19 protein-coding genes and 1 pseudogene are annotated in these 22,320 nt (G+C 64.4%); 7 read left to right on the forward strand and 13 right to left on the reverse strand.

Annotated features, from left to right (window positions below; genetic code table 11):
- The coding region (locus IEY58_RS34535; RefSeq protein WP_229744143.1) for a hypothetical protein at positions 1-224 on the forward strand (224 nt) is incomplete at its 5' end.
- A 48-nt stretch (positions 225-272) separates the two neighbouring features.
- On the opposite strand, the gene IEY58_RS33005 is transcribed toward IEY58_RS34535, so the two are convergent.
- Positions 273-1,375, reverse strand: a protein-coding gene (locus IEY58_RS33005) for an IS3 family transposase (protein ID WP_189052447.1) whose coding sequence is annotated in 2 segments (ribosomal slippage) — positions 273-1,114 and positions 1,114-1,375 — 1,104 coding nt in all. Because the reading frame shifts where the segments join, the coding sequence is not laid out codon by codon here.
- A gap of 169 nt (positions 1,376-1,544) precedes the next feature.
- On the opposite strand from IEY58_RS33005, the gene IEY58_RS33010 reads away from it, so the two are divergent.
- Positions 1,545-3,836: a Tc toxin subunit A-related protein gene (locus IEY58_RS33010; RefSeq protein WP_189052448.1), complete on the forward strand. Its 2,292-nt coding sequence runs from the start codon at positions 1,545-1,547 to the stop codon at positions 3,834-3,836.
- Between the two features lie 15 nt (positions 3,837-3,851).
- Here the strand turns inward: IEY58_RS33010 and IEY58_RS34860 are convergent.
- The 9 genes and pseudogenes from IEY58_RS34860 to IEY58_RS33060 all read right to left on the reverse strand — a co-directional run.
- Positions 3,852-4,034 (reverse strand): annotated as a pseudogene (locus IEY58_RS34860) (helix-turn-helix domain-containing protein); the annotation flags it as partial.
- Positions 4,035-4,221: 187 nt separating this feature from the next.
- A complete protein-coding gene (locus IEY58_RS33025) occupies positions 4,222-5,583 on the reverse strand; it encodes a D-amino acid dehydrogenase (protein ID WP_189052450.1) in 1,362 nt (453 codons plus the stop codon).
- An 87-nt stretch (positions 5,584-5,670) separates the two neighbouring features.
- Positions 5,671-6,669, reverse strand: a complete 999-nt coding sequence (locus tag IEY58_RS33030) for an asparaginase (protein WP_189052451.1) — start codon at positions 6,667-6,669, stop codon at positions 5,671-5,673.
- A gap of 28 nt (positions 6,670-6,697) precedes the next feature.
- The gene (locus IEY58_RS33035) at positions 6,698-7,834 is read right to left on the reverse strand and encodes an aminotransferase class V-fold PLP-dependent enzyme (protein WP_229744144.1); all 1,137 of its coding nucleotides are present in this window, start codon (positions 7,832-7,834) and stop codon (positions 6,698-6,700) included.
- Between the two features lie 121 nt (positions 7,835-7,955).
- Positions 7,956-9,260 carry a serine hydroxymethyltransferase gene (gene glyA, locus IEY58_RS33040; protein ID WP_189052452.1) on the reverse strand — a complete coding sequence of 435 codons (1,305 nt, stop codon included), beginning with the start codon at positions 9,258-9,260 and terminating at the stop codon, positions 7,956-7,958.
- A gap of 105 nt (positions 9,261-9,365) precedes the next feature.
- The gene (locus IEY58_RS33045; protein WP_308422470.1) at positions 9,366-10,160 is read right to left on the reverse strand and encodes an amino acid ABC transporter ATP-binding protein; all 795 of its coding nucleotides are present in this window, start codon (positions 10,158-10,160) and stop codon (positions 9,366-9,368) included.
- On the reverse strand, positions 10,157-11,353 hold the full coding sequence (locus IEY58_RS33050; protein ID WP_229744145.1) for an amino acid ABC transporter permease: 1,197 nt from the start codon (positions 11,351-11,353) through the stop codon (positions 10,157-10,159). Before IEY58_RS33050 ends, IEY58_RS33045 begins: the two co-directional genes overlap by 4 nt.
- Positions 11,287-12,477, reverse strand: a complete 1,191-nt coding sequence (locus IEY58_RS33055) for an ABC transporter permease subunit (RefSeq protein WP_189052453.1) — start codon at positions 12,475-12,477, stop codon at positions 11,287-11,289. Before IEY58_RS33055 ends, IEY58_RS33050 begins: the two co-directional genes overlap by 67 nt.
- Positions 12,478-12,529: 52 nt before the next feature.
- Positions 12,530-13,612 carry a transporter substrate-binding domain-containing protein gene (locus IEY58_RS33060; RefSeq protein WP_229744146.1) on the reverse strand — a complete coding sequence of 361 codons (1,083 nt, stop codon included), beginning with the start codon at positions 13,610-13,612 and terminating at the stop codon, positions 12,530-12,532.
- Positions 13,613-13,906: 294 nt separating this feature from the next.
- Between IEY58_RS33060 and IEY58_RS33065 the strand changes: the two genes are divergently transcribed.
- Together IEY58_RS33065 and IEY58_RS33070 are read left to right on the forward strand one after the other, a co-directional pair.
- The gene (locus tag IEY58_RS33065) at positions 13,907-14,809 is read left to right on the forward strand and encodes a LysR family transcriptional regulator (RefSeq protein WP_189052454.1); all 903 of its coding nucleotides are present in this window, start codon (positions 13,907-13,909) and stop codon (positions 14,807-14,809) included.
- A gap of 323 nt (positions 14,810-15,132) precedes the next feature.
- Positions 15,133-16,140, forward strand: coding sequence for a LysR family transcriptional regulator (locus tag IEY58_RS33070; RefSeq protein ID WP_189052455.1), 1,008 nt, complete (start codon positions 15,133-15,135; stop codon positions 16,138-16,140).
- On the opposite strand, the gene IEY58_RS33075 is transcribed toward IEY58_RS33070, so the two are convergent.
- Positions 16,094-17,344: a Zn-dependent hydrolase gene (locus IEY58_RS33075; RefSeq protein WP_189052456.1), complete on the reverse strand. Its 1,251-nt coding sequence runs from the start codon at positions 17,342-17,344 to the stop codon at positions 16,094-16,096. The genes IEY58_RS33070 and IEY58_RS33075 overlap by 47 nt on opposite strands.
- 326 nt (positions 17,345-17,670) lie before the next feature.
- Here IEY58_RS33075 and lhpI point away from each other — a divergent pair, with 326 nt between their 5' ends.
- The 3 genes from lhpI to IEY58_RS33090 are packed head-to-tail and all read left to right on the forward strand — an operon-like array spanning position 17,671 to position 20,676.
- Complete coding sequence (lhpI, locus tag IEY58_RS33080) at positions 17,671-18,666, forward strand: bifunctional Delta(1)-pyrroline-2-carboxylate/Delta(1)-piperideine-2-carboxylate reductase (protein ID WP_229744147.1); 996 nt, start codon at positions 17,671-17,673, stop codon at positions 18,664-18,666.
- Positions 18,667-18,710: 44 nt separating this feature from the next.
- On the forward strand, positions 18,711-20,033 hold the full coding sequence (locus IEY58_RS33085) for an MFS transporter (protein ID WP_189052457.1): 1,323 nt from the start codon (positions 18,711-18,713) through the stop codon (positions 20,031-20,033).
- A gap of 16 nt (positions 20,034-20,049) precedes the next feature.
- Positions 20,050-20,676 carry an RraA family protein gene (locus IEY58_RS33090; RefSeq protein WP_229744148.1) on the forward strand — a complete coding sequence of 209 codons (627 nt, stop codon included), beginning with the start codon at positions 20,050-20,052 and terminating at the stop codon, positions 20,674-20,676.
- Positions 20,677-20,682: 6 nt separating this feature from the next.
- On the opposite strand, the gene IEY58_RS33095 is transcribed toward IEY58_RS33090, so the two are convergent.
- Positions 20,683-21,075: a RidA family protein gene (locus tag IEY58_RS33095; protein ID WP_189052458.1), complete on the reverse strand. Its 393-nt coding sequence runs from the start codon at positions 21,073-21,075 to the stop codon at positions 20,683-20,685.
- A 146-nt stretch (positions 21,076-21,221) separates the two neighbouring features.
- Positions 21,222-22,307 carry a LacI family DNA-binding transcriptional regulator gene (locus IEY58_RS33100; RefSeq protein WP_189052459.1) on the reverse strand — a complete coding sequence of 362 codons (1,086 nt, stop codon included), beginning with the start codon at positions 22,305-22,307 and terminating at the stop codon, positions 21,222-21,224.
- Between the last annotated feature and the right edge of the window lie 13 nt (positions 22,308-22,320).

The raw sequence follows: 22,320 nt of genomic DNA on the forward strand, positions 1-22,320 counted from the left end.
GACGGCGCGATGCTACACAACCAATGCGATCAGCGGCAAGCCCTATCGAAGCGGCCCCAGATACCGCCACGTGGACCCGCGAAAATCCGCAACCGCGTCGCACGGGAAGGTTCAGGCTGCCGACTCGTCCCCCGCCTTCGGCGAACGCCAGCACCTATCGCGATCTCGCCCATGCCAGAACCACCATCGGCGAGTTCATCGAGACCACCTACAATCGCCAATGATCCGAACCCATTTGCTGGATCGCCGGAGGCTGGAGTTTCCGGCCTTCCTCATGGCAGCGGGCTGGCAGCGCTGCCGGGGTTCTGTAACGTGATCGGGGACTTATAGCCAATGGCGCCGTGCGGCCGATCCTCGTTGTAGTATCTGAGCCAAGCCTCCATCTTTTCCGCTGCATCGGCAAGCGTCAGGAACCAGTGAGCGTTCAGGCATTCGATCCGGAAACGACCATTGAAGGCCTCGATGAAGGCATTATCCGTGGGCTTGCCCGGCCGTGAGAAGTCGAGCGTCACGCCCTTCGTATAGGCCCAGAGATCGAGGTCGCGTGAGACGAACTCCGAGCCTTGGTCGACCCGGATCGTCTTCGGATAGCCGACCCTGGCGCAGGCCTTCTCGAGCGTCCCGACCACATCGCCCGCCCGGTAGCTGAACCGTGGATCGATGACGGGCGAAAACCGGGAAAAGGTGTCGACCACCGTCAGCACCCGGATCTTGCGGCCGGTCGCGAGCTGATCATGGACAAAATCCATCGCCCAGACATCGTTCGGCCGTGTCGCCGCCATGCGGTCCTCGCGCAGCTTGGCCTTGACCCGGCGCTTCGGCGTCTTGTTGCGCAGCTGCAGACCTAATTCATTGTAGATTCTGTGCGTTCTCTTGTGATTGACCGTCCAGCCTTCCCGGCGCAGCAGCACCTGGACGCGCCGATAGCCGTACCGGATCCGCGTTTCGCAGATCTCCCTGATCCGAGCCGCCAAAGGGGTCTGGTCGGGCCGACGCGATTTGTAGTGATAAGTGGAGGTGTCGACCTCCAGAACGGCGCAGGCGCGCCGGATCGACACCTGCCACTCGCCACGGACCGCATCGACGAGCTCGCGTTTGCGACCAGGCCTCAGAGCTTGCGGCGGATCACGTCCTGCAGCATCTCGCGGTCGAGCGAGAGATCGGCCACCAGCTTGCGCAGCTTGGCGTTCTCGTCCTCCAGCTGCTTCATACGGCGCATCTCCTGCGGGGTCATGCCGTCGTATTTCTTTTTCCAATTGAAGTAGGTCGCCGGGTTGATCCCGGCGCGGCGACAGATCTCCGCCACCGGCGCACCGTCCGCGCCCTGCTTCAGGATGAACGCCTTCTGGGCGTCCGAGAACTTGGATGCCTTCATCGTCTTCCGCTCCGCCCAGCCCCGGGGAAATCGGCACGGAAAACTCTAACCTCAAACGATCCAGTTTCCCGGGTTCACATCACTGATCATACCGACCGCCTACGAGACGCCGGTCGATAATTTCGGCCAGCTGGCCCAGAAGGATTCGCTCGACGCCTTCTCCAACGCCATGGTCGATATCGAGAACCTGCTGCCGCTGCAGCAGGTGACCGGCTTCGTCCCAGGCGGACAGCAGATTCTGCAGCCGCTCGAGACGCTGTATTTCTGCATTCCGCCCAACGACCAGCTCCTGGCCTATTGGGACACGGTGGCGAGCCGGCTCTACAATATCCGTCATTGCCTGAACCTGGCCGGCCAGAGCGCACCGCTGGCCCTGTTCGCGCCGCCGATCGACCCGGGCCTGCTGGTGCGCGCCGCCTCGGCCGGCCTCGATATCGGCAGCATCCTCGCGGATATGAACAGCCCGCTGCCGAATTATCGTTTCGCGGTCATGGTCCAGAAGACGCTCGATCTGTGCAACGACGTGAAGGCGCTGGGCGGCAGTCTGCTGCAGGCGATGGAGAAGAAGGACGCCGAGGATCTGGCGCTGCTCCGCTCCTCGAACGGCATCGCGCTCGCCAAGGCCGTGCTGCTGGTCAAGCAACAGCAAGTCGAGGACGCGACCCATACGCTGGAAGGGCTGCAGCAGCAGCAGGCCATGGTGCAGGCCAAGATCGACTACTATCAGGGCCTCATCAACAACGGCCTGAACAGCTGGGAAACCGCGTCGCTGTTACTGACCAAGACCGCCATCAACGGCGACAACAGCGCGGTGCAGATCGAATATCTCGGCAATGTGCTGGGCCTGATTCCGGATTTCGATATCGGCGCCGAAGGCTTCGGCGGCAGCCCGGCCGCCACCGTCAAGTTCGGCGGCACGCAGCTCGGCGGCGCCACCCGCGCCATCGCGGCGGCGATCCGCGGCACGGCCGGGATCATGCATTCCCAGGCCGGGGTCGCCACGACCCAGGCCGGCTTCGCCCGCCGGGCCGCCGAGTGGCAGAACCAGCTCAACCTGGCCAAAATCGAGCTGCAGCAGGTCGAGAAACAGATCCTGGCTGCCACCGTGCGCCAATCCATCGCCAATCAGGAGGTTACCAACCAGCAGCTGCAGATCGACAACGCCCAGGCGGAAGACGATTTCATGCACGGCAAGTTCACGAATTCGGATCTGTACGCCTATATGATCAGCCAGCTGTCGACGACCTATTTCCAGACCTATCAGCTGGCCTATGCCATGGCCAAGCAGAGCGAGCAGACCTTCCGCTACGAACTCGGCCTCGCCGAATCCAGCTACATCAATTTTGGTTATTGGAACAGCCTACGCAAAGGCCTGCTGGCGGGCGAGCAGCTGGCCTATGACGTCCGCTACATGGACCAGGCCTATCGCGACCAGAATATCCGCGAGCTGGAACTGACCAAGCATGTGGCACTGTCCCAGCTCGACGCCTCGGCGCTCGAGATGCTGAAGACCAGCCGGTCGTGCTGGATCAATCTCCCGGAAGAGCTGTTCGACATGGATTATCCGGGCCATTACATGCGCCGGATCAAGACAGTCAGCATCACGATCCCCTGCGTCGCCGGCCCTTACACGACGGTCAGCTGCACGCTGACCATGACCAAGAACTCGGTCCGCGTGAACAATACCAGTGGCGTCGCCTATCCGCGCAAGACCGGCACCGGCGGCGTGCCGGCCGACGATCCGCGGTTCCGCGATTCGGTGGCGACGATCCAGTCGATCGCTACCAGCTCGGCGCAGAACGACGACGGGCTGTTCGAGCTCAATCTGCGCGACGAGCGTTACCTGCCCTTCGAGGGAGCGGGCGCCATCAGCCAATGGCATTTGCAGCTGCCCGCGGGCGTCACGCAATTCGATCCGAGCACGATCACGGACGTCATTCTCCATCTGAAATATACGGCACGCGACGGCGGCGAGGGGCTGCGGGCCGATGCCGGGACCAATTTGCAGACGCAGATCAACAACATGCTGGTCGGCCTCAAGGATACGGGCCTCGCGCAGCTGTTCAGCGCCAGGCATGATTTCCCGTCGCAATGGTATGCGTTCCTCAATGCGGCGGCCGGCACCGACCAGGTGCTGACGCTGGATCTCGGCCGCGACCGCTTCCCCTATTTTGCCGCCGCGGCAAGCGGTCTCAAGATCAAGCAGCTCGAGCTGGTGGCGGATGCCGCCGCACTCACCCAGGCGATCCAGGTATCGCCCGTGCCGTCTAAACCACCGGCGCCGCTCAAATTTACCAATGACGGCGTCTATGCCGGCATGCTGCGACTCGTGCTCGACTATCCGTCGGGCCCCGACAGCGGCACCTGGACGATCACCAACCCCAAGGCCAATACGCCGCTCACCGCGCAGACGATCGAGGATCTCGCCGTGATCGTGCATTATTCGGTGACGCTGCCGTGATCGCCGGATCAACGCGGCGACAGACGACCGCTTCTTCCATTTCGCCACGGTCTTCGGGTCGATGCCGTAGCGCTTCGCCAGGGGCCTCAGGTTCTCTTGACTATGCCGTATCGCTCGACGGACTGCCTTTGTCGTTGTGGCGCAGCCGTGAAGAACTGGCCCATAGTGCGTCCCTCCACTCCTGCGAGAAGATTGCACCACTAAAGCCTGGGATTGAGCATATAGGTCTGGGTTCCTATGACCTGGGGTATGGGAACTATAGCGACGCAACGACTAACGGCTTCGCAGGACTCGACGACAGTCTCTCCTTTACTCTGACGAGCGTCCCCGAACCCTCGAGATGGACGATGATGATCATGGGCTTGGCTGGGTTCGGCTTTATGGCCTATCGGCGGAAGTCAAAGCCGGCATTGATTGCTGTGTGATCGACGATCCAGAAGCCGCCTCCGGGCGGCTTTTCCTTTGCGGTCGACTTCCGGGATTTGGCCCGCTCCTTCGAATCCAGGGTCATGCCGTCGAGCGCGATCTCCGGCGGCCGACCGCCGATCACGTCCGCCACGACCCGGCCCGAGCCCATGGCGAGTGTGAAGCCGAGCGCGCCCTGGCCGACGTTGAGGAACAGGTTGGCGAGCGGGCTCCACCCCAGGATCGGCAGGCCGGTCGGTGTTGCCGGCCTGAGGCCGGCCCAAGGCTCGAGTTGTCTGTAGTCGGACGCGTCAGGAAACGCCTGCCGCGCCTCACGCACCAGCAGGTCGAGCCGGCTGCGGTCGATCGCATCGCCCCAGCCGACCAAGTCGGCCATGCCCGCGACCCTGAGGCGATCGCCTAGCGGCGCATAGACGATCCTGCGGGCGCTATCGGTGACGCTGACCCGAGGGGCCGCCGCTGGATCCATGATTGGGACGGTCAGGCTGTAGCCTTTCAAGGGGTAGATCGGCAGGCGAATACCGGCGCCTGCGGCTAACGCCGGAGTGCCGGTGCCGAGCGCCAGGACATAGGCATCAGCCTCTAGCACTCCATCATCGACCTCGACGCCGAGCAGGCGGCCACCGTCGGCGACAAGACGCTTCACCTGCTGTCCGAAGAGGAAAGTCACCGGCGTCGCCATAGCGCGGAGGTGGCTTTCGAGGCCGGCGCAGAACATTCGGCAATCTCCTGCCTCCTCGTCCGGGGTGAAGATGCCGCCGACGATCCTGCCGCTGAGTGCCGACAGGGACGGCTCGATTTCAAGACAAGCACGAGCATCGACCACCGACTGCTCCGATCCGAACTGCCTTTGAAATTCCATCTGGGCGACAGCGCCCTGCAGGCTCTCCGCGCTGGAATAGACGACCAGCTTCCCCGTTCGGCTATGGTCGAAGGCAAGCAGCGCCTCATCGACCAGATGGTCGACCAGCGTCCGGCTATAAAGCGACAGGCGCAGCAGGCGTTCAGTGCCGATACGGCTCTGCATGCCGGTGCAGGCCGCGAGAAAGCGGAGGCACCAGCGCCATTGCCGTGGATCGAGCTGCGGCCGGAAGCGCAATGGTGAGTCCCGACGCAGCAGCCAGCCCGGAATGTCCTTGAGCGCCGACGGGGCGGCCAAGGGGGCGACATAGTTGTAGCTGAGCTGGCCGCCGTTGGCATAACTCGCGCCCTGGCCCGGCGCCCGCGCACGGTCGACCACGGTGACCCGATGCCCGTCCTGGGCCAGGTAGTAAGCCGTCGCAAGGCCGGTGACGCCCGCGCCCAGCACGATGACATGCACGATCGTGCTCCTTTCAGACCAACGCCTCTGCGGCTGGTCAACCTTGATAGCCAGGAAAAATCCGAGATCCGGCCTCGAACTGCGTTTTCAGTAGGTGCGGAACATCCGGTCGATCTCGGCAGCATCGGTTGTCCGGATCAGTGCCAGTGCGAGAAGGATCCGGGCCTTCTGCGGCGTGAGATCGTCCGCGCTGATGAAGCCGGCCGCGACGAGCTCTGTCGTCGGCAACACACGACCACTCCCGGCTCGTGTCGATTGAACGATGATCGTCCCTGCTGCCGCCGCTTCTCGCAGCACCGCCGCTTCCATAGGGTTTGGAGAGCCTGGCGCGAAGCCCGCCGAAACGATGCCCTCGGCGCCGGCTGCGAGGGCAGCCTTCGCGAGCACGTCGTCGCTACCGGCATAGGCGTAGAGGATGTCCACCCGTGGCAGGGCCTCGATACCGGCGATATCGAACTCGGTATCGGGAGCGCGGCGGCGCGTTGGCGTCCGATAGAACACGACACGATCGGAATCGGCCTGCCCGATGGGGCCGTGAACCGGCGAATGGAAGCTGTGCAGCCGGGTCGTGGACCCTTTCGTCACGTCGCGCGCGGAATGAACCTCGTCGTTGAGTAGGACCAACACACCGAGCCCGCGCGCCTCATCGCTGGCCGCGACGCGTATGGCGTTGCGCAGGTTCAACCCGGCGTCGCTCGATAAGCCGTTCCATGGTCGCTGTGCGCCCACCACGACGACGGGTACGTCGACTTTGAGCGTCAGATGCAGAAAGAAGGCGGTTTCCTCGAGCGTCGCGGTGCCATGGAGAATGACGATGCCGGCAACGCCTGGGTCCTGTTCGACGATATTGCCGCAAAGCACGACCAAAGACCGCCATTCTGGAAAGCCGATCCGCGTGCTCGACACTGAGAGGAACGGGACCGGGTAGCATTCCGGATCATTCGCTCCCCTCGGCAGTCGGTCGAGGATCTCGGCCGCATCGAGCATCTTTCCGGTGGCGTCATAGTCATGGAGGTCGAACACGTCACGCCCGATCGAGCTGATCGTGCCCCCGGTTCCCACAATGGCGATGCGACCTTGGGCCATGCCGCGCATTCCTTCACTCGGTTCCGGCTCAATCCAGTGACGTGGGTGCCGAAGCGGCCGGGGCATCGACCTTCCCACGGTTCGCAACGATGGCCGCGAAGCGGTCGACGTCCTCGAAGGTGTTGAACAGGCCGAACGAGATCCGGATACCGTCGCGCTCGGGCGTCACGCGGACCTGCTGGCTGGCGAAATATTCAGGCCACCCTTCGCCCGGCAGGTTTGCGACATAGATATGCGGCGCACGGTCTTTGGCGGCCCGAGGACCGACGAGCGGAATGCCCAACTCGTCGAGATGGCCGATCAAGTGGTCGCCAAGCTCGTACAGATGGGCCTCGATCGCATCGACGCCGACGCTCTCGATGAGATCGAGCGATGCATCCAGGGCGTGGATGTCCGAGATATTGAAGTTGCCGATTTCAAAACGGCCGGCGCCAGGCTTCAGGGCCATATTGTCGGCGCGCGCGATGAGATCGCCCGGAGGGTTGGCTAATCCGGAAAACGCCAGATAGGCCGGCTGCATTTCCTCGAGCTCCTCTTTGCAATAGAGGATGCCCAGGCCCTGAGGCGTGAGCAGGCCCTTATGGCAGCCTGACCCGACGAAGCTGGCGCTGAGCGCCTTTACATCCAAGCGCAGCACGCCCGTCGACTGCATGGCGTCCACCACCAGATAGAGGCCGTGTTCGGCGCAGAACTTGCCGATTGAATCCAGGTTGAAGCGGTGGCCGGCATGAAAGGTGACGTGGGACAACGAGATCGCCCGCGTCCGCTTGTCGACATAGGGCTCGAACATCTCCGCCGTCGCCGTTTCCCCCGTTAGCGGGATAAAACGAATCTCGACACCTTTTCGCCGAAGGTTGAGGAATGCGTAGGCGTTGTTCGGATGGTCGCCCTCGACCAGCAAGACGTTGTCGCCCGGTGCCAGCGGCAATGCGTTGGCGGCGATGTTCATGCCCTCCGACGTATTCTTGGTGAACGCGATTTCGCCCGGGGCGGCGTTGAGGAGCTTCGCCACGCGGCCCCGGGTCCGCTCGATGCGATCGAGCCACACGGACTTCGGTCCGGCGGACTCGTAGCCCTCGGTATAGAAGCGCATCAGCGCGTCCCGCACGCTCGATGCCAATGGCGTCTGATAGGCCGAGTCCAAGTAGAGAAAGCGCTCGGTCACCGGAAATTGGCTGCGAACGGCGGCGACGTCGTAGTGTCTCGACATTGTGTTTCTCCAAACGCGGGACGGCGGGAACATCGCTCTGAAAGGCGCGTCCTCCCGCCAAGCCCCGCGTGATTTCTCAGTCTATGAAGGACGGGATGGGATGGCTGGCGGCGAGCTGCCGGAACAGGTCGACGCGCGCGCGATCGATCGAGGCCGTTGGACCTGCAACGAAAACTGCCGCCAGCTCCCGGCCCAAACGCGAGAAATCCTCAGCGTCGAAGCCGCGGATCGTGAGCGCGATGGTGCCGAAACGGAACGCCGTCCGAGGCTGTCCGGCGTGATCGGGCGCCCGCATGGCGTTGCCGAGAACGCCATATTCGCCAAGCTTTGCCACCAGATCCGGTCGCTCCCAGTCTTCCCCGGTGAACGCCATGACCATGTGCGAGTCGGTGCCGCCGGTATAGATCGAGCAGCCGCCAGCCTCTAAGCCGGTCGCGAGAGCCTTGGCATTCGCCACCACGCTTTGCATCAGGTCGGCAAATGCCGGGCTGCCGACCATCTCCAGCTGGACCGCTCGCGCCGCAATGAGATTGGCGCCGGCCGGCCCCTGGAGACCGGGGAAGATCGCCTGGTCGATCGCGTCGCCGAAGCGGCTCTGGGCAAAGACGAAGGCGCCATTTCGCGGGCCGCAGAGTGTCTTCTGGGTCGAGGTCGTCGATACGTCGGAATATGGGACGGGATTGGCATGGAGGCCGGTCGCGATCAGTCCGGCGACATGAGCGATATCGGTGAACAGGAGCGCCCCAACCTCGTCGGCAATCTTCCGAAGTGCTGCGAAATCCATCTCGCGCGGGTAGGACGACGGGCCTGCGATGATGACGTGCGGCCGCAGTTTACGCGCCACATCACGGGCCTGATCGAGGTCGAGTGTCCCCATGGGGGTGACGCCGAAGGACGCGACCTCGCGATTGTAGCCGGTGATGTGGCGCATCGCGCCATGGCTGACATGGCCTCCGGCGAGCTCGTCGAACGTCAGGACCCGAGCGCCATCGGCCGGGAGAACCGCCCGGAATACGGCCACGTTGGCGATCGTCGAGGAGAGTGCCTGGACATTCACGAACTCGGCGCCGAAGAGTGCTTTGGCACGCTCGATCGCCAGCAGCTCGATCGAATCCAGGTGCTCGCAGTTTCCGACGCTCCGTCGTCCCGGCATGCCGATCGGCGCGCGATTGACGAGATGGGTTCCCTCGATCTGCCGGAGGCCAAGCGGGCAATAGGACGCCGACGCGATCAGGTTCAGCGATCGCATTTCCAACTCGCGATCGTCCTGGATCAGGCCGACGATATCCGGGCCGAGTTGCGACGCCTGGGAGGAAAAGAACCTTTGCCAATCGGCTTGCTTCGGTTGCCCCGAGATCGCGACGTTCATCGCTCCGCTCATTCCATGAATTCCCTTATTCCGGTTCAGTTGGGCCGACGAGGTGGTGCGGGCTTCGTGGTGGAAGCCGGACAACCGCCCCGTCGGCGTTGCACCGCTCGGCGTGAGCTAGTGCCGCAGTACGCGTGACAGGAAGGTTCGGGTCCGCTCGTGGGCTGGCCGGTCGAAGATCTCGTCCGGGGTGCCGATCTCGAGGATCCGCCCGTGATCGATGTAGACGACACGGTCGGCGACCTCGCGGGCGAACCCCATCTCATGGGTGACGATCATCATCGTCATGCCCTCTCGAGCGAGTTCGCGCATGACATCGAGAACCTCGCCCACCATCTCGGGGTCCAGGGCGGAGGTCGGCTCGTCGAACAGCATGATGTGCGGCTCCATCGCCAGGGACCTGGCGATGGCGACCCGCTGCTGCTGACCGCCGGAAAGCTGCCCCGGAAATTTGTGGGCGTGCTCCTTCAGTCCGACCCGTTCCAGCAGGCGCAGGCCCAAGGCCTTGGCCTCCGCCGGCGTTTTCTTGCGGACACGCATCGGCGCGATGGCGACGTTGTCGATCGCGCTCATGTGCGGGAACAGATTGAACTGCTGGAAGACCATGCCGACGCCCTTTCGGATGTCGGCCAGTTTCTTCTCGCCACCGAACTCTCTGTCGGCCTGCGTCGGCATATCGAAGCCGTCTACCCGCAGCCTGCCGCTCTGGAACATCTCGAGGCCGTTCACGCAGCGGATGAGCGTGGACTTGCCGGAACCGCTGGCGCCGATGATAACGACGACCTCGCCCTTGCCGACCTCGAGGTCGACGTCCTTGAGCACATGGAACGAGCCGTAGGACTTGTTCAGGCTGGCGATCGAGACGATCGCCCCCACTGGAAAGGCCGCGGATTTTTGGTCGCTGACGATCATCGCGATCCCCTTGCGAGAAAGGCTTCCAGGCGACGCGACGCGTAGGTGATGGTCGCGCCAATCGTGAAGTAGACGGCGAACAGGAAGACGTAGATCTCGTAGATCCGGCTGCTGTTCTGCGGGTCTGCGAGGATCATTTGCCCGGCTCGCAGGAAGTCGGTCAGGCCGATGATGAAAACGAGCGTGGCGCCATTGAAGATGTCGAGGATCTGGCCGACCAGCGATGGGACGACGACCCTGAGCGCCTGCGGCAGGACGATATCGACGTTCACGCTCCAGGTGCTCATCCCGAGCGAGCGCGCCGCTTCGACCTGGCCCGGCGGCAAGGCCTGCAGGCCGCTCCGGAAATACTCGGCCACATAAGCGGCAAAGAAGAGCGTGAAGCCGGCCAAGCCTCTGAGGAAGCTCGGGACGGTAGCGTCGGGGGCCAGCAGCGGAACGACCACCCAGATCCAGTAGACGACCAGGATCAGCGGGATCGACCGCATGATCTCGATGTAGCCCGTCGAGAGCACTCTCACGCTGGCAATTCGGCTCTGACGACCAAACGCCAGCAGGATGCCGAGCGGCAGCGTCAGCACCGATGCGGCGAGCGTCAGCAGAACGCTCAGCAGAAGACCGCCCCACGATTCCAATCCGGGTGGGGCCAGCACCAGGTAGAGCGCCACCAGTGCGACCAGCATGATGGGCAGGGCAAACCGCTTCGCCTTGGCCGAGCGTGACGCGACCAGGCAGGCAGCGAGGCCCAACCAGCCGCAACCGACGGTCAAAGCCGCCTGAAAAGCCCCGAACACGGGTTCGACCGCGACGCCGATGGCGCCGGAGAGAATGGCCAGGGTGATCAGGCTCGCCGCCATGGGGCGCATGCAAAGACCGAGGCCAAGACCGAACAGCGTCGCGAGAACCGCAACGGCGAACCAGGTCCGCCAGAGCTGGTCGACAGGGTAGATGCCGATCATCAGCACCCGCAGGCTGTCAAAGAGCACATCCCAGCGCGCGACCAGGAACACCCAGTCCGCGAGGCTGTAGAGCACCCAGGCCAACAAGGGGATCGTGATGAGCGAGAGTGCGATATCGAAAGGCTTCGCAAACAGGTTGCGGTGAAGCCAGGTCACACCGGCGGCGGTCATCGCGCACCCCCGAGGGTGTTCACCCGCCGAATGACGATATTGATGCCGGCGCTGATGGCCCAACTCAGAATGAGGTAAGTCAGGATGACGATGAGGACGCCTTCCAGATTGCGCCCAGTCTGGTTGGAGACCGTGCCATAGACATTGAAGAGATCGGGATAGCCGATGGCGATGCCCAGCGACGTATCCTTGGTCAGGCTGATGTACCGATTGCCGAGCGACGGCAGCACGACCCGGAAGACCTGGGGCAGGATGATGTCGCGAAGCGTGGAGGATCGCGACAGACCCAGGGCGCTCGCAGCCTCCCATTGTCCTCTGGGCATTGCGTCGATCGCACCACGCACGATCTCGGCGACGTAGGCAGAGCTGTTGACCACGATTGCCAGCAAAATGGCGGTGAATTCGGGTGTCAGCGCGATGCCGCCGGTGGCACCAAAACGCGTGGAGACGGGCAGATCGACCGAAACGGGAAAACCCAGCCAGACCGAGGCGACGACGGCGATGACCGATGCGACGCAGAGCCAAAGCCCAGCGGCGCGCCGGCGCAGCAGGAATGCTGCCAGCAAACTTGCCGCCGCGCCGATCACCAGCAACCACGCAATGGGCTGCGCGTCGTCGACGACCGTCAGGCCTGGGAGAAACACACCCGCTTGGCTCGCGATCAGGCTACCCAGCCAGTGCGAAGCGGCATTGGCGGGAGGAAATTTCAATACAACCGCGAAGTACCAGAACACGATCTGGATCAGCAGCGGGGTGTTTCGGACGCATTCCACCAGGCCGAAGGACAAGTTGCGAACGAGCCAGTTGCCCGAGAGCCGACCGATGCCGACGAGGGTGCCGAAGACCGTGCTGAAGACGATCGCGGCAATCGCGACCTTCAGGCTATTTGAGAGTCCCGCGACGAGCGCTTCGGCGTTCGTATCGGAAGATGAGAATGGCTCGACCACAGGGCGGAGCCCGTCGAAAGCGACGGTCCACCCTTCGCTTAGACTGAGATTAGCGGCGGTCCAGAGATAGCCGAACGAAAACTGGATCCCTTTGGCCGCCAGCGCGGACCGGACTGATAGGCAAAGCCAGGCTACCAGAACAACGACCAGGCCCACGATCAGGGTCTGTATCAGCCCGCGTCGAACTCGCACGAGGCGACGCTGTGAGACGCTGACGAACCGTGCCTCTGTCATCTCCATTGATCTGCTCCCTTGGTCGACGCGGGCCGACCGGCCTGCGTCGAAGCCTGTCTCAGTTCCAAGGGGGAGAGTATTCGGCGCCGCCCTTCGACCAGGCCGCATTGGGCGTGCCGGTCCGATCGATGAAATACGGCGTCTTAGGACCGAGGTTGCGGTCATAGATTTCGCCGTAGTTTCCGACCGCCTTGATCATCGAGGCGATGAAGTCGTTGCCCACCCCGAAATCCGCACCGAAGCCGTTCTTGACGCCAAGGAATTTCTGGATGAACGGATCATCGCTCTTCAGCTTTTCAGCCAGATTAGCGGTGGTGATGTCCCACTCTTCGGCCTGGAACAGTGCGTAGGTCGCCCATCGGAGCAGGTTGCGCCATTTCGAATCATTTGCGACGACGAAGCCCGCAAAGGGGGATTTGTCGAGCGTGTCCGGCAGGATCGTGTAGTCCTGCGGCTTGGCTGAATTGCCCCGCCAGGCCGCCAGAGCCGACTTGTCGGTCGACATGGCGTTGCAGCGGCCGCCTTCGAGCGCGGAGAACAGCTTCTCTAGATTCTCGAACGTGAGAACCTTGGTGGACTTGAAATTATACTTCTTGATCGTGTTGGCGAGCGTGCTCTCGGTGCCCGATCCCTGCGTGGTGCAAATGGTGGCGCCTTCGAGGTCCGTCACGGATTTCACGCCGGCCGACGCCTTCACCATGATGCCGGTGCCGTCGTAGAAATTGATCGGCAGAAAGTCGATGCCGATCGCGGATTCCCGGACCGGCTTGACGGTCGTATGCGCGAACACGACGTCGACTTGGCCCGTCTGCAGCGCGTTGAACCGGCTCTTATCGGTCACGATGACAAAGTTCACCTTTGAGCCGTCACCGAAGACGGCTGCAGCCATCGCGCGACAGAAGTCGACGTCGAGACCTTCCATCTTGCCAGTCTTGGTATTGAGATACCCAAACCCCGGGGCGGTATTGTCGGTGCCGCAATTCAGCGCGCCACGCTGCTTCACCGTGTCCAGCACAGTTGCCGAGGCGGTGCTGGTCCAGAAGGCGGCCGCGACAGCCAGCCCTGAAGTCAAAAATGTTCCATTTTTCATTTCCCAAACACCCCTTCCTGCTGAAGCGTCGATCGAACCCGGAGCGCTCAAGCGCCCTCGTTTTGCCGGAGGGGTTCACTCCGTAGTCAAACGCATGCGACTAGTCGGTCACCGAAGTGCGAGAATGGCGTTCCCCGGTCTCGCGGATTCGACTTGCTGCATGCCGTCGCATTTACAGAAGCTTCAGCCAGATCGACTTGCGGTTGTCAGGTCGATTTCTTCGAGGCGGTCGCTTATGACGAAAACGCTACGGCCAACCATCAATGCAGGTCTACTTAATTATTATTGACATATACGTAAGTAAAAATGCATGGTAGCAAGCTAGGCAAAGCCAGGGGTGAATCCATGGATTTTGGGCGCCTCCGCACACTTCGCGAGCTGTCGCTGCGTAAAACAATGTCTTCGGTCGCCGAGGCATTGTTGATCTCGCCCTCGGCGGTTTCGCAGCAGATCGCCCTTCTGGAGGACGAGGTCGGGATCAGCCTCGTCGAACGGCGCGGAAGAGGCGTGCGCCTGACCCCGGCCGGCGAGCGCTTGGTCGAGCATGCGGGAAAGGTCATTGGCATTATCGAAGAGGCGAAAACCGATCTCGCGGAATTGAAGCGAACGGTCGCCGGCGAACTGAGGGTTTCAGCGTTTCCGTCGGTTGCCGCATCGCTGATTCCCCGGACTATGAAAGCGCTAGCGGACCGTTTCCCTGACCTGGTTACCACCTTCGACGAACTTGAGCCGATGGATAGTCTCGCGGCACTCCGCGCTTGGCGGATCGACGTTGCAATCGTCGACGATCTGAGCACGGCGTCGGGATTTCCGGAGGGGACGGTGGAAATGCACCATCTGCTGGATGACAGCTTGTTCGTGCTACTGCCGCTCGATCATCGATTTTCCGGCGACGATACCGTCTCGCTAGGAGAGTTGAGCGGTGAGAAGTGGGCATTGGACACCTCATCCAGCACCTATACCGGCGTGATCGTAGGAGCTTGTCGAGATGCTGGGTTCGATCCAACTATCAACGGCCACTGCCACGGGTTCGAGGTTGTGCGCGCGCTGATCGCAGCCGGCTGCTCGATATCGATCATCCCCGGCTTGCGAGGCCGCGATTACATTGGAGACCTCTGCATGAAAGAGATCCGTCCACGAATCGTGCGCGGGATCTTCCTGGCCTATCGACGTGGCGAGAAACGCAACCCGGCAATTGCGGCCTTCATATCGGAGCTAGAGAAAGTCGTCGGTTCGAGCTGCGGGTAGCCTCCATCACCGGATGGTGCTCTCGGGTCGATTTGAGATGGTCCGGCGTTGGCGCGGACGAAAGATCATGCCCCGATGCCGTCCGACCGGATGTCTAGATGAAGCTCCATGATGCCAGTCCGCGGGTCGGCAGCCCGGTACTCGCCGGCCGTTTCTTTCCCACGGCTTCGCGCCCATTATTGCCGTTCCCAGGGCGTTCGCCCACTGCTCCAGAGCGGCCGTTCCGCTGGCTGCGCTTTCCCCGACCTGGCAACGGCTCGGTTGCTCAAGTCGGCTGCAGCAGACAAGATGCCGATCAGCCTGGCATCGTCCCCGAGCGTCCGATGAGTGCACCGCCTCGTATCCGCCATCTCAACTGGAACCTGCTGCGCACCTTCCTCGTCATTGTCGAGGAAAAGAGCATCACCAAGGCGGCGGATCGGCTGCTGGTGCGCCAGCCGACGGTGACGGCGGCCCTGCAGAAGCTTGAAGAGACGCTGGGCGCCCGGCTGATCCAACGCGACAGCCGACGCTTCGTGCTGACCAGCCGCGGCGAGGCGCTGCGCAAGGAATGCCTGGAGATCTCGCGTCGCGTCGAGCGGATCGGCGAGCTGGTGGCGACCGGCGATGACGGCTTGACCGGGACCGTGCGGATCCTGGCCGTGACGCAGATGATGCTGCCCGCGCTCGATCGGGCGCTCGAGCGCATGCACCGTATGCACCCGTCGGTGACGGCCTCGATCAGCGTCGCCAACAGCCTCGAGATTGCGCGCTCGGTCTCCCAGCGCTCGGCGCCGTTCGGCTTCTGCCTGCTGCAGAAGCCGCTGGCAGCGCTCGATTGCCGGCTGCTGATGCGCGAGACCTTCGGCATCTATTGCGGCCGGTCCCATCCACTTTACGGCCGGACCGACACTGTGCTCGGCGATCTGCGCGAGGAGCCGTTCGTGGGCTTTGCCTGCGGGCAGGAGGGTGGCGCCCTTGAGCCCATGGTGGCGCTGCGCGAAGGCGCCGGGCTCGGTGCGCGCACCTCGGGCTTGAGCGCCGACCTGGGCGAGGTCCAGCGCATGATCGTGGCCGGCATCGGCATCGGCATCCTGCCGGTCGCGGCGGCAGAGGCCGCGGCCGAGCGCGGCCTGCTCTGGCGGCTGCCGGATGTCGGGGCCGAACTCGGCGCCGATCTCTATTTCCTGACCAATCCTGAGATGCAGCTGAGCGCCGCCGAGGCGGCCTTCCTGGAAATCTTCCGGGAGGTCGCGTTCGATGGCCAGGGTCTGCCCGTCGAAAGCGACGGGCAGCCGGGGACGGTCACACCGCTCCGGCCCGTGCCAGCACGGCTTGAAGCAGCACGTTGACGCCAGGCTCGATATCGGCGAGCGACACGTTCTCCGCCTCATTGTGCGACAGGCCGCCCTCGCAGGGCGTGAAGATCATCGCCGCCGGCAGCACCTCGGCGACATGCATGGCGTCGTGCCCGGCCTCGGTCAGCAGGTCGAGCGTCGAGTAGCCGGCCTTCTGCGCTGCGTCGCGGACGAGGTCGACGCAATCGGCATCGAAGCGCATGCCGCCATAGGCCCAGCCCTCCTTGACCGCGATCCGGCAGCGCGAGCGCTCCTCGAGTTCCGGGATCCGCGCCTTGAAGGCGTCCATCATCTTGATGACGCTCGGCTCTTCCGGATGGCGGAAGTCGCAGGTCATCTCGACGAAGTCGGGCAAGATGCCCAACAGGTTCGGTTCGACCTTGACGCGCATGGTCGTCGACTTGCCGTGGTTCTGGGCCTCGCTCCAGCCAATCTCCTCGACCGCGAGCGTCACGTGGGCGGCGCCGACCAGCGCGTTGTGGCGCTTCGCCATCGGCGTCGGTCCGACATGGCCGGTCTCGCCCGTCACCTCGACCACGAAGCCGCGCACGCCAAAGGCGCCGGTCACGATGCCGACCTGGATCTTGGCGTCGTCGAGCCGCGGGCCTTGCTCGATATGCAGCTCGAACAGGCTGTCGAACATGTCGGCATTGATCTTGGCCTTGCCCTGGAAGCCGATCTCGCCCAGCGCCTGCCCCAGCGTGATGCCGTCCTTGTCGGTGCGCGAGAGCGCGAAGTCGAGCGCCTTGCCGCCGGTGAACACGCCTGAGCCGATCATCGGCGGCTCGAAGCGGGCGCCCTCTTCGTTGGTCCAGTTGACGAGTGCTACCGGGTGGCGCGTCTGGATGCCGTGGTCGTTCAAGGTCCTGACCAGCTCGAGCCCCGCCAGCACGCCCAGGATGCCGTCGAACCGGCCGCCCTTGATCTGCGTGTCGAGATGGCTGCCGACCAGCACGGGCTTGGCCGTGGGGTCGGTGCCGGGCCGGAAGGCGAAGATGTTGCCGATCGGATCGATCTCGACCTTGCAGCCGGCCGCTTCGCACCATTCCACGAATTCCCGGCGCATCACGCCGTCGTCCGCCGAGAGCGCCAGGCGCTTCAGGCCACCCTTGGGCGTAGTGCCGATCTCGGCCGAGCGCATCAGGCTCGCCCAGAGCCGGCCGATATCCGCCCGGATGTTGTTGTGGCGCGTGGTCATGGGCCGGCTCCTGCTGCTGATCCGTGGGCACGAGGCGACCGTTGCGGCCGCGTCAGGCTCCTCAAATAGAAGTCGGGCGCCGCTGGGTAAAATAGATAAGGTCGATATTACGCATCGGTGCCCTCGGGCTCTTTCCGAGCGGTGCCGTTGGAATGCCCGGTCTGGTTAGTAATTGATCGCCAATTGACCGATTCTCGAGCAGATTCGTTGAATATAGAGGGAGGAGGCTGAGCCGTATTCTTCCTATGTGACGCATTTGTATTTTCTATTTTCCACGGCAACGCGGGTCCGGCACGCTTTCGTCATATTCGTGGAACGAGAGCGTCATGCCGATGAAAAGCGAGCGGAGCCTGGGTCGAAGCGATGGCGCCTCCTTGGTGCTGGGGCCAGACGAGGTCGCGGCGCTGGCGGACTATCCGGCGCTGATCGGGGCGCTCGAAGAGGCGTTTCGCGGGGACTGCGTGGCGCCGCAACGCGCACATCACCGGATGGCGGTGCCGGGTGGCAGCGATGCGACCTTGCTGCTGATGCCGGCCTGGAGCCCCGGCCGCTACGTCGGCGTCAAGGTCGCAAGCGTGTTCCCGGACAATGGGGCGAAAGGCCTCGCGGCGGTGCAATCGGTCTATCTCCTGTCCTCGGGCGAGACCGGCAGGCTGCTCGCCACCATCGACGGTGCGGAGCTCACCTCGCGCCGGACCGCCGCGGCCTCGGCGCTGGCCGCCCGCCGGCTCGCGCGGGCCGATGCCTCGCGCCTGCTGATCGTGGGCACCGGCGAAATCGCCCGGCGCGTGGCCGCCGCCCATGCCGCCGTCCGGCCGATCTGCACGGTCGCCGTGTGGGGCCGTGACCGGGGACGTGCCGTCGCACTGGCGGATGAGCTGGCACGCGACGGCTTTGCCGCGCGGGCGACCGACGATCTCGAGGCGGCAGTCGCCGAGGCCGACATCGTGAGCTGCGGCACCTTGAGCCGGGTGCCGCTCATCCAGGGCGCCTGGCTCCGACCTGGCACGCATCTCGACCTGATCGGTGCCTTCACGCCGGAGATGCGCGAGACCGACGATGCGGCGGTGCGGCGGGCGAGCGTGTTCGTCGACACCGGTGCGGCACTCGAGGAGGCGGGCGACCTCGTCCAGCCCATGCGAGCCGGCGCGATCGGACGCGACCATGTCCGGGCCGATCTCGCCGACCTCGCTGCCGGCCGCCATCCTGGACGGTGCCGCGAGGACGAGATCACGCTCTTCAAGTCGGTCGGTGCCTCGCTCGAGGACTTGGCGGGCGCCACCCTCTGCTACGAGCGCGCTCGGGCGAGAGGCCGCAACTGACACTGAATTCGAGAACCTTCGCGAGCTGGAAAGGAACGGGCCCCATGGATTATGCAACGACAATTCCCGCTGCCGCTGCTGCCGGAAAGGCCCCGGTCAGCATTAAGAGGATCGCGGTCGCGAGCGTCATCGGCACGACGGTCGAGTGGTACGACCTGTTCGTGTTCGCGACCGCCTCGGCGCTCGTGTTCAACAAGGTGTTCTTCCCGAGCTTCGACCCGCTGGTCGGCACGCTCCTGTCGTTCGGCACCTTCGCCGCCGCCTATCTCGCGCGCATCGTTGGCGCCGGCCTGTTCGGTCATTTCGGCGACCGGCTCGGCCGCAAGTCCATGCTGCTGTTCTCGCTCATCATGATGGGCATCGCGACCTTCGCGATCGGGCTCCTGCCCAACTACGATGCCATCGGCATCTGGGCACCGATCCTGCTCCTGACGCTGCGCATCCTGCAGGGTCTGGCCCTGGGCGGCGAGTGGGGCGGGGCGGTGTTGATGGCGGTCGAGCATGCGCCGCCGGGCCGGCGCGGTGTCTACGGCTCCTGGGTGCAGATCGGCGTGCCGGCCGGCACGCTCATCGCGAACCTGGTGTTCCTCGGCATGACCGCGGCGATGCCGAACGATGCGCTCATTTCCTGGGGCTGGCGCATCCCGTTCCTCGCCAGCATCCTGCTCGTCGGCATCGGCGCCTATGTCCGGCTCAGCACGGCCGAGACGCCGACCTTCAACAAGGCGAAGCAGGAGACCGGCGTCGTGAAGGTGCCGTTCTTCGAGCTTTTGGCCCGGTCGTGGAAGGTCGTGCTGCTGGGTGGTGTCGCCACCATGTCGACGGGCTCGTCCTTCAACCTGATCGTGGCCTTCGGCCTCACCTACGGCACCCAGGCATTGCACATCTCGCGCAACGAGATGCTGACCGTCGTGCTCATCTCCTGCGCCGCCTGCATCGGGCTCCTGCCGCTCTTCGGCTGGCTGTCCGACCGCATCGGCCGGCGCCCGGTCATCGTCGGCGGCATCCTATTCGAGGCACTGGTTGCCTTCCCGATGTTCTGGCTCATGGATCTGCAGACCTTCACCGGCGCCGTCTTGGGCTATCTGCTGATGATGGCCGGCTTCGCCGCCAACTACGGGCCGATCGCCACTTTCCTGGCCGAGCTGTTCGGCACGAAGGTACGCTACTCGGGCCTCTCGATCGCCTACATGCTGTCGGGCGTGCTGGGCAGCGCCACCACCCCGGTCATCACGACCTGGCTGCTCTCCGCCACCGGCAAGGGCTCCTCGGTCGCCTGGTACATGATCGGCTCGGCCTTGCTCTCGGCGGTAGCGCTGCTGGCGCTCGCCGAGACGGCGAAGAAGGACCTGGCGCAGGTCCGCTGAAAGGAGAGGTCGCCCGATGGCAAGCGACGTAGAGATGGCCGAGGTCCTGGAACTGCTGGCGGCCGTCGAGACAGCCACCATCGGCCACGTGCGGAGCGAGGGCTTCATGGCACCGGCGATGCAATGCCTGGTCGAGGGCCCCCGCATCGCCGGCCGGGCGCTCACCGTCAGCCTGCCGGGCGACGACGGCGCCGCCCTGCTGAAGGCGGTCGCCGAGGCCCGGCCCGGCGACATCTTGGTGGTTGCCCGGCCGGGCGACGATCGTCACGCCTGCTGGGGGGCGGTCATGACCGCGGCGGCTGAGGCGGCAGGCCTGGCCGGGGTCGTCATCGACGGCTATGTCACCGATGTCGGCGCCATCCGCGCATCCGGCTTGCCGGTCTGGTGCCTCGGCCGGTCGCCCGTCACGACCAAGAACCGCGGTGGCGGGGCGGTCGGTGTGCCGGTCACCTGTGGCGGCGTGCCGGTCCATCCAGGCGACGTCGTACTGGCCGACGAGAACGGCGTGCTCGTCATGGCGCCGGACGAAGCGCACGCGCTCGCGGTCGAAGCGCTGGCCATCCAGGCAGCCGAGCCGCGGATCATCGAGCGCGTGCGGGCGGGCGAAACGCTCGCCGCGATCTATGCCGAGCGAGATCGGTAAGCCTGCTCAGGCGAGCGCCATGCACTCGATCTCGATGTCGAACGGCAGGGACCACGGCTTGATCGCGGCAGAGGTGCGCGCCGGAAATCCTGCTGCAAAGAACTCGCGATAGACCTCGTTGACGCCGGCCATCAGACCCGGGTCGGTCACATAGACCGTCGCCTTCACCACCTTGTCCAATGACGAGCCGGCATATTCGAGCGTGACGCGCAGCGCCTGGAGCGCCGCCCGGGTCTGCGTGCGAATATCGCCCGTGACGATGCGGCCGGTTGCGAGATCGATCGGCGGCATGCCGCATGTCAGCAGATAGTCACCGGCTCGGACCAGCGCCGACGTCGGCGCGCCCAGGCCGCGGATCGCCGCCGAGATCACGGGCACCTCGATGATCTCTCGTTCCATGTCCTGCACTCTCCGGATCGGTTGGGTTCGAGGGGCGGCCGAACGAGACGCCACGCGCCAGGGGATCCTGGTTCAGCGGCTCGATGAGCGCAAGCAACGCCGTGTCGCGGCGCCGTTCTTCGGCCAGCGTCGGGAAACCGTCGACGTCAAGTGCTGCCGCGTTGAATGAGGTCGAGTTCAATAAGCTCCGTCGTCCGGTCCGCCGGCGGGCCGCTGAGGCGGGCCAGCAGCATCTCGCCGGCCAAACGTCCAATCCGTCCGACGTCGGCGGAAATCGTCGTCAGGCCCGGAGCGATCTCGCTCGCCATGTCGCCGTCGCCGAAGCCGATGACCGCGAGCTCGCCCGGCACCTGCAACCGCCGGTGCCGGGCCTCGAGCAGCGCGCCCACGGCAAGGAGGTCGTTCGCACAGAACACGGCATCGATTCTGCTTCCGGCCTGGTCCAGCAGCTGCGCGAGTGCTCCTCTGCCATCGGCAATGCCACTGACGCTCTCGACCGTCAGCTCGGCCGCTAGGTCGAGGCCCAGTTCGGCCACTCTCTGCCGGAAGCCGTCCAGACGGAGCGCGCCGCGGCCGCTGCGCCGACCAATATAGGCGATCCGCCGATAGCCGCGTCCATGGAGATGGTCGGCCGCCATCCGGCCACCGTCGGTGTTCGAAAAGCCGACCAGCATGTCGATCGGGTCGCGCGGATAGGCCCAGGTCTCCATGACTGGAATGTCCAGCTCCCGAAGCGCACGCCGATTGCTTTCGAGCTCGATGACGCCGGTGAACAGGACCGCGGCTGGTCTGAGTGCGCGCAGCGATTGGATCATGCTCGTCTCCTTCGCATAGGAGTACGAGGTCTGGCCGACCATCAGCTGGAACCCGTTCGGTTCCAGGATCGCGGCCGCTGACTGTACGGCGAGCGCGAATTGCGGGCTCATGATGTTCGAGACGAAAGCGGCGACGATGGTCGATTGGCCCGAGCGCAGGGCGCGGGCGTGCGGGTTCGAGGCATAGCCCGTCGCTTCGACGACCGCCAGAATGCGCCGCCGCTTTTCCTCGGCGACCAGGTTGGGTCGCCTGAGCGCCCGCGAGACGGTGATGGGCGAGACACCCGCCAGTCGTGCCACTTCCTCGATGCGGGGCGAGCGCCGCTGCTCGGCGGCGCTCTCGTCGCGCACAGGGCCGTCGACCCGGACGACCTCGTCGATGGTCGGCGGGCGGCGTCGGGGCGGCGTATCGGTCATTCCCGGCCTTGGT

The sequence above is a fragment of the Aliidongia dinghuensis genome, from assembly GCF_014643535.1.
In the GTDB taxonomy this organism is placed as follows: domain Bacteria; phylum Pseudomonadota; class Alphaproteobacteria; order ATCC43930; family CGMCC-115725; genus Aliidongia; species Aliidongia dinghuensis.

Coding starts and splice junctions, on each gene's coding strand:
- IEY58_RS33010 (WP_189052448.1), top strand. CDS start 1,545: ATGGTCGATATCGAGAACCTGCTGCCGCTGCAGCAGGTGACCGGCTTC.
- IEY58_RS33030 (WP_189052451.1), bottom strand. CDS start 6,669: ATGGCCCAAGGTCGCATCGCCATTGTGGGAACCGGGGGCACGATCAGC.
- glyA (WP_189052452.1), bottom strand. CDS start 9,260: ATGAGCGGAGCGATGAACGTCGCGATCTCGGGGCAACCGAAGCAAGCC.
- IEY58_RS33045 (WP_308422470.1), bottom strand. CDS start 10,160: ATGATCGTCAGCGACCAAAAATCCGCGGCCTTTCCAGTGGGGGCGATC.
- IEY58_RS33055 (WP_189052453.1), bottom strand. CDS start 12,477: ATGGAGATGACAGAGGCACGGTTCGTCAGCGTCTCACAGCGTCGCCTC.
- IEY58_RS33065 (WP_189052454.1), top strand. CDS start 13,907: ATGGATTTTGGGCGCCTCCGCACACTTCGCGAGCTGTCGCTGCGTAAA.
- IEY58_RS33070 (WP_189052455.1), top strand. CDS start 15,133: ATGAGTGCACCGCCTCGTATCCGCCATCTCAACTGGAACCTGCTGCGC.
- IEY58_RS33075 (WP_189052456.1), bottom strand. CDS start 17,344: ATGACCACGCGCCACAACAACATCCGGGCGGATATCGGCCGGCTCTGG.
- lhpI (WP_229744147.1), top strand. CDS start 17,671: ATGCCGATGAAAAGCGAGCGGAGCCTGGGTCGAAGCGATGGCGCCTCC.
- IEY58_RS33085 (WP_189052457.1), top strand. CDS start 18,711: ATGGATTATGCAACGACAATTCCCGCTGCCGCTGCTGCCGGAAAGGCC.
- IEY58_RS33090 (WP_229744148.1), top strand. CDS start 20,050: ATGGCAAGCGACGTAGAGATGGCCGAGGTCCTGGAACTGCTGGCGGCC.
- IEY58_RS33095 (WP_189052458.1), bottom strand. CDS start 21,075: ATGGAACGAGAGATCATCGAGGTGCCCGTGATCTCGGCGGCGATCCGC.
- IEY58_RS33100 (WP_189052459.1), bottom strand. CDS start 22,307: ATGACCGATACGCCGCCCCGACGCCGCCCGCCGACCATCGACGAGGTC.